Annotated in this window: 5 protein-coding genes and 1 pseudogene; 5 read left to right on the top strand and 1 reads right to left on the bottom strand. The window is 72.4% G+C overall.

The genetic code is table 11. From position 1 onward, the window contains the following. Both PV721_RS40510 and PV721_RS40505 read left to right on the top strand, forming a co-directional pair. On the top strand, positions 1-853 hold an 853-nt coding region (locus tag PV721_RS40510), incomplete at its 5' end, for an ECF transporter S component (protein WP_319733462.1). Positions 854-1,147: 294 nt separating this feature from the next. Then, entirely contained in the window at positions 1,148-1,591 is a 444-nt protein-coding gene (locus PV721_RS40505; RefSeq protein ID WP_319733460.1) for a transglycosylase SLT domain-containing protein, read from the top strand. Between the two features lie 982 nt (positions 1,592-2,573). On the opposite strand, the gene PV721_RS40500 is transcribed toward PV721_RS40505, so the two are convergent. Next, positions 2,574-2,909, bottom strand: coding sequence for a TfoX/Sxy family protein (locus PV721_RS40500; RefSeq protein ID WP_319733458.1), 336 nt, complete (start codon positions 2,907-2,909; stop codon positions 2,574-2,576). Between the two features lie 124 nt (positions 2,910-3,033). On the opposite strand from PV721_RS40500, the gene PV721_RS40495 reads away from it, so the two are divergent. The 3 genes and pseudogenes from PV721_RS40495 to PV721_RS40485 form a co-directional block, all read left to right on the top strand. Further along, positions 3,034-3,432, top strand: coding sequence for a VOC family protein (locus PV721_RS40495; RefSeq protein ID WP_319733456.1), 399 nt, complete (start codon positions 3,034-3,036; stop codon positions 3,430-3,432). 137 nt (positions 3,433-3,569) lie between these two features. Beyond that, the gene (locus tag PV721_RS40490; RefSeq protein WP_319733454.1) at positions 3,570-3,977 is read left to right on the top strand and encodes a VOC family protein; all 408 of its coding nucleotides are present in this window, start codon (positions 3,570-3,572) and stop codon (positions 3,975-3,977) included. 165 nt (positions 3,978-4,142) lie between these two features. Continuing rightward, positions 4,143-4,385, top strand: a pseudogene (locus tag PV721_RS40485) (ester cyclase); the annotation flags it as partial. Positions 4,386-5,724 lie beyond the last annotated feature (1,339 nt).

Below are 5,724 nucleotides of genomic sequence, written 5' to 3'. Positions count from 1 at the left end.
CGCCCGCCCCGTCCGCATCGGCCCTCGGGCCGCCGCCGCCCTGGTGCTCGTCACCCTCATCGGCATCGCGGCCTTCGGCTGGCCGCTCCTCGCCGACCGGCAGTCGGGGCTCGCCCACTCCCAGGACGCCCCCTGGCTCTTCGCCGCGCTCCTGCCGCTCCTCGTAGCCGTGGTCGTGGCGACGATCGCCGACAACGGCATGGACGCCAAGGCGGTGGCGATGCTCGGTGTGCTCGCCGCCGTCGGGGCGGCGCTGAGACCGCTGGGGGCGGGCACGGCCGGGCTGGAGCCCATGTTCTTCCTGATGGTGCTCAGCGGCCGCGTCCTCGGTCCCGGCTTCGGTTTCGTCCTGGGCTCGGTGACGATGTTCGCCTCCGCCCTGCTGACGGGCGGGGTCGGGCCGTGGATGCCGTTCCAGATGCTGGCCCTGGGCTGGTTCTCGCTGGGGGCCGGGCTCCTGCCGGGTCCGGAGCGGCTACGCGGCCGGGCCGAGCTGCTGATGCTGGCGGCGTACGGCTTCGTGGGCTCCTTCGCGTACGGCACGGTCATGAACCTGCAGGGGTGGGTGACCCTGCAGGGCCAGGGCGACGGCATCTCCTTCCGCCCGGGGGAGCCGGTCGCCGCGAACCTGGTGCGGTTCCTCGCGTACTGCCTGGCGACCTCGGTGGGCTGGGACCTGGGCCGGGCCGCAGTGACCGTCGTCCTGACGCTCACGCTGGGGGCCACCCTGCTGAAGGCGCTGCGGCGGGCGACTCGCAAAGCCGCCTTCGACGCACCCGTCTCCTTCGATTCGGGGGCCGTCACGCGCCGCGAGCCTGCTCTCGAAAGGGGTACGAACGGTGCCGGAGGGTGACATTCGGGGCCCTCGGCGGTGAGCCGCCCCACAGGACCCAGGTCACATACGAATCGGGATAGTTGCCGCAAAGAGCCCACGTCGACCCCCTCTCCGTGCGCCTCACCTGCACGGATGTCGATCGCAGCGCCCCCGGGTGTACGGCCCCGCCTGCGAGGTCGGCTAGTAAGCGGGGCCTTTGCCAGGGCTGCGGGGCGTCGGTAGAACTGGATGTGTCGCCGGGCGGCACGGGTGTTTCACCCGCCGCCGACGAACCCCTCTGCATTACGTGAGTGGCTCACGCATGTCTTCGGCATGCCGCGACCGTCCTTGTTCCCTTCGGAAGGTCAATCCGTGTCCAACGCCGTCATCCGCCGCATCGCCGCTTCGAAGAAGACCCTCGCGGGTTCCGTCCTCGCCCTGGGCGTCGCCGGTTCCATGGTTGCCGCGGTTCCCGCGCAGGCCGCCCCGATGAGCGCCAAGGCGATCGCCCGGCAGATGATCAAGGACCCGGCCCAGTTCGCTGCTTTCGACAAGATCATCTCGCATGAGAGCGGCTGGGACCACACCGCGACCAACGCCTCTTCCGGCGCCTACGGCCTGGCCCAGGCGCTGCCGGCGTCGAAGATGGCTTCCGCGGGTGCGGACTGGAAGACCAACCCGGCCACCCAGATCAAGTGGGGCCTGGACTACATGAACGAGCGCTACGGCAGCCCCGTCGGCGCCTGGAACTTCTGGTCCGCCAACCACTGGTACTAAGCCACCAGCACAGCGGATACGCGTAGGACGCCCGGCCGGGATTCTTCCGGCCGGGCGTCCTACGCGTATCCCGTTGCTCCCAGCCCCGAGCCCCCGACCGCCCGAGCCTGCGGGATTGGGGGCCTGCGGGATGGGGGGCTGCTGCCGGGCCCGAGCCCCTGAGCCGCTACCGGGCTGCTGCCGGCGCCCGGCCGCCGGAGCCCCGAGCTGCCGCCGGGTCGCCGCCGGGCCCCGCGCTGCCGCCCCCGAGTCGTCCCCGAGCCGCTGCCGGGTCGCTGCCGGGTCGCTGCCGGGTCGCCCAGCCCCCGCTCCGGGCTGCTCCCGAGCTCCCGAGCTTCGGGCTGCCGGGCTGCCCAGCCCTCGAGCTCCGGGCGGCCCCGGGCCTCTGGGCTGTCGCAGGGCCGCTGCCGCCGGGCCGTCCAGCTCCTGAGCATCGGGCTGCCCCGGGCCTCGGGCCGTCGGGCCTTCGCGCTCCTGCCGCGGGCTGCCCAGCCCTCGAGTCCGGGGCTCCCGGGCCCCTGTCGGGGCTTCTTGCTGCCCCCGGGCTGCTCAGCTCACGGGGCTTCCGCCGGGCCTTCGGGCGCGGGCGTTCGGGCCAGGCTGTCGCAGGGCCGCTGCCGCCGGGCTGCCCAGCCCTCGAGCCCCGGGCTTCTGGCCCCGCTGGGGCTTCTGGCTGCCCCGGGCCGCTCGGCCCACGGGCTGCCGCCGGGTCTACGAGCCCCGGGCCGCCCCGTGCTCCGGGCCCCCGGGGGCCCGGAGCTCCGGGCTGCCTCCAGGTCGCCTTCGGGCCATCGGGCCTTTGGGCAGGCTGTCGCAGGGCCGCTGGCGCCGAGCACGTTCAGCCCCCGGGCTTCGGGCTGTCGCGGGGTCTCCGAGCCCCGGCTCCGGACCGAATCTGTGAAATCGGCCAGTACTGCTCTTCGTTCCCCACTCGGTTGCTGTCGGCAAACGACGGCCAGGGCTCGGGCGGGTGCGGAGGGGGCTACGTCGGCGGATGTGCGGCAGCGGCTTTCTGCCCCCGTTGCAGCCAGTCGTCCAGGACGTGGTCGTCGAGGACTTCTCCTGCCACGATGACCCAGCCCTTCGAGATCCGGCCGCGGACCTCGAAGGGCCGCGCGCCGGGCTGGGCGAGGGCCTGCGGGGTGTCGTCCGGGGCGACTCGTACCAGCAGGTCGTCGCCGACCACGCCGATCGCCGTGTTTCCCGTCACCGTGAAGAGGAGTCCGCCGAACATCTTCTTCGCGACGACCGCGTCGCCCTCCTTCAGCAGCTCGCGGACCCGCTCCGCCAGCACCTCGTCATACGCCGTGGCGCTCACGCTACTCACCCACCACGGCACCCGCCCGCGCGACCCCGCCACAAGCCATATAGGACACTACTTGTCCTATATTGCTATTACGGTCGATTTCGGAGGGCCCATCCGACCCCACAGAGGAGAAGACATGGTCGACGCACATGCCGAGGGCACCATGAGCGGCAAGGTCCTGTCGCACGCGATCTGGGCCGAGGACGGAGGCGAGCTCGCCAAGTTCTACGCCGCCGCCCTGGGCACGCAGGTCTCCGAGCCGTACCGGGACGAGGACGGCAACCCGGCGGCCTTCCCGGTGTGGGTCGGCGACATGATGTACGTCTTCTGGTCCGCCACGACGTTCGAGGCCCCCACCTGGCCGAGGGACGAACTCGCCTTCCACATGGACATCAGGTTCGACGACGTCGAGGCAGCGGAGAAGCGGCTCCTCGGGCTGGGCGCCACCAGGCCCGCCCACCAGCCGGGCGGGGACCACTGGACCGTCCTGCTCGACCCCTCCGGCCAGCCCTTCTGCATCAGCAGCACCCGCTGACACAGCCGTCAGCCGCCAGCCGCTCAGAGCGGTTGTTCTCACCCATACGGCGGCCCTCGGAACCGCTGGGTGCCCGGCGCATGCCGGCCCCTGCGCTCGCACCCTGGTGAAGGCCCCACCCCGATCATGGAGGATCCATGCCATTCGCTCCCTGCCTGAGTGTCAAGGACACGGCGGCCAGCATCGCGTTCTACAAACAGCTCGGCTTCGACGTCGATTCCAGCACCGCCAAGCCCGGCGACGACATCCACATGCTGCTCTACCAGGGCGGATTCTGCGCCATGCTCTACAGCAACGCCGACCTGAAGAACTGGCTGCCCAGCCTGGCCGACACCCCCATCGGCTTCGCCGGCATGTTCTACCTCGGCGTGGACGACTTCGACGGCGTCCACGACCGTATCTCCCGGCACGCGGAGATCATCAAGGACACCGATACCGACCACACAGGCCAGCGCATCTTCTACCTCCGCGACCCGGACGGCTACGTCATCGGCATCAACGACCAAGCCGCCCTCCAGGCCAGCGAACTCGGCAAGTACGCCTGACCAGGGCTCCGGACAGCACACGGAACCAGAGCCATGAACAGCGACAAACTCGTGCACGAGTGGGCCACCGCCTACAACGACCAGGACTTCGACCGGTTCGGAGACCTGTACACCGACGGCACCACCTAGGAGTGCGGGTCCTTCGGCCTCGCCTTCACCGGCCGGGACACCTTCATGCGTCACCTGCAGGAGTACGCCGGCGCCGTTCCCGACCGGAAGTTCACCGTCAAACGGACCATCGCCAACGGGGACGCGATCGCCGTCGAATACGACTTCGCGGGAACCAGCTCCGGGGTACACCCGGGCCTGCCTCCAGCGGGAGAGCCTGTCACCGTCAGCTTCTGCTCGGTCCTGCGGCTGCGCGGCGACCGGATCGCCTGGCAGACCCACTACCTCGGCGGACAGTGACCTTCCCCTGCAGGCGCAGACCCAGTTCCGGTGCCCGCCGCCCCGGCCGTCCTGTCCCGAGTGGCATCCGTCCGCAGGACAGCGCGCCCGGGTGGGGAAAGCGAGGCGAGCAGCTCTGGGGAACTCGTGCGCACCGGGTGGGGAAAAACAACGAGCCTCATCACCTTCGGGGTGTCGCAGGGTTTCCGAGGGCCCGGCCCCCCGGCCCCCGGGCCGGGCTTCGGGCTGCGCCCGGCCACGGGCTCTGGGCTGTCTCCGGGTCGCCTTGGGCCGCCGCCGGGCCCGGGCTTCGGGCTGACCCTGAAGCCCCGGGCCTTCGGGCTGCCGCCGGGCACGAGCCGCCGGCCGCCGCCGGGTCGCCCAGCCCCCGCTCCGGGCTGCTCCCGAGCTTCGGGCTGCCGGGCCCTCGACCTCCGGGCCTCTGGGCTGTTGCAGGGCTGCTGCCGCCGAGCCGTCCAGCTCCTGAGCTTCGGGCTGCCCCGGGCCGCCGGGCCGCCGGGGCCGCCGGGCCTTCGCGCTGCTGCCGGGGCTTCTTGCTGCCCCCCGCTTGCTCGGCTCACGGGGCTGCCGCCGGGTCTTCGAGCCTGGCCTCCGGGCCCCTGGGCCCCGCTGGGACTTCTGGCTGCCCCGGGCCGCTCAGCCCACGGGCTGCCGCCGGGTCTCCGGGCTGCCGCCGGGCACGAGCCGCGAGCCGCCGCCGGGCCGCCCAGCCCCCGGGCTCCGGGCTGCCGTCGGGGCTCCTAGCTCCCGGCTCCGGGCCTTTGGGTTGGAGCCGGGGCCCCGATCCCCCCGTGCCCCGGGCTGTCTCCGGGCCTCTGGGCCTTCGGGTGGCCGCCGAGCCCTGCGCCGCCCGCCCAGGCTTGGTGCTGTTGCCGGACCTACGAGCTGCCGGCTCCGGACCTTTGGGTTGCCGCAGGGTCTCCGCCCCCCCGGGCTGCGGGCTGCGCCCGGCCACGGGCTCTGGGCTGTCTCCGGGTAGCCTCGGGCCGCCGGGCCCGGGCTTCGGGCTGGCCCCGAGCCCCGGGCTTCCGGGCTGTCTCCGGGGCGCCGCGGGGCTGCCCCGGGCGGCCGGGCTTCGGTCTCCTGCCGGGCTCTCCCGAGCCTTGGGCTCCAGGGTTCCGGGCTCCAGGCTGCTGCCGAACTCCCGAACCCCCCAACCCCCGAACTCCCGAACCCCCGAACTTCCGAACTTCCGAACTTCCGAACTTCCGAACTTCCGAACTCCCCGGCTCCCGGGCCTTGGGCTTCGCGTTGTCGGGCTTCGGGCTGCTGTCGGGCGGTCGGGGTTTCGGGCTGCTGTCGGGTTGTTGGGGATTTCGCATTGTGGGCGGGGCTTTCG

It is taken from the genome of Streptomyces sp. MB09-01 (assembly GCF_033794505.1).
Lineage (GTDB): Bacteria > Actinomycetota > Actinomycetes > Streptomycetales > Streptomycetaceae > Streptomyces.
This window is presented reverse-complemented; position numbering and strand designations above follow the sequence as displayed.

What these genes read in the sequence shown, in the direction of transcription:
- PV721_RS40505 (WP_319733460.1), top strand. Translation starts at nt 1,148, where the DNA reads ATGCCGCGACCGTCCTTGTTCCCTTCGGAAGGTCAATCCGTGTCCAAC.
- PV721_RS40495 (WP_319733456.1), top strand. Translation starts at nt 3,034, where the DNA reads ATGGTCGACGCACATGCCGAGGGCACCATGAGCGGCAAGGTCCTGTCG.
- PV721_RS40490 (WP_319733454.1), top strand. Translation starts at nt 3,570, where the DNA reads ATGCCATTCGCTCCCTGCCTGAGTGTCAAGGACACGGCGGCCAGCATC.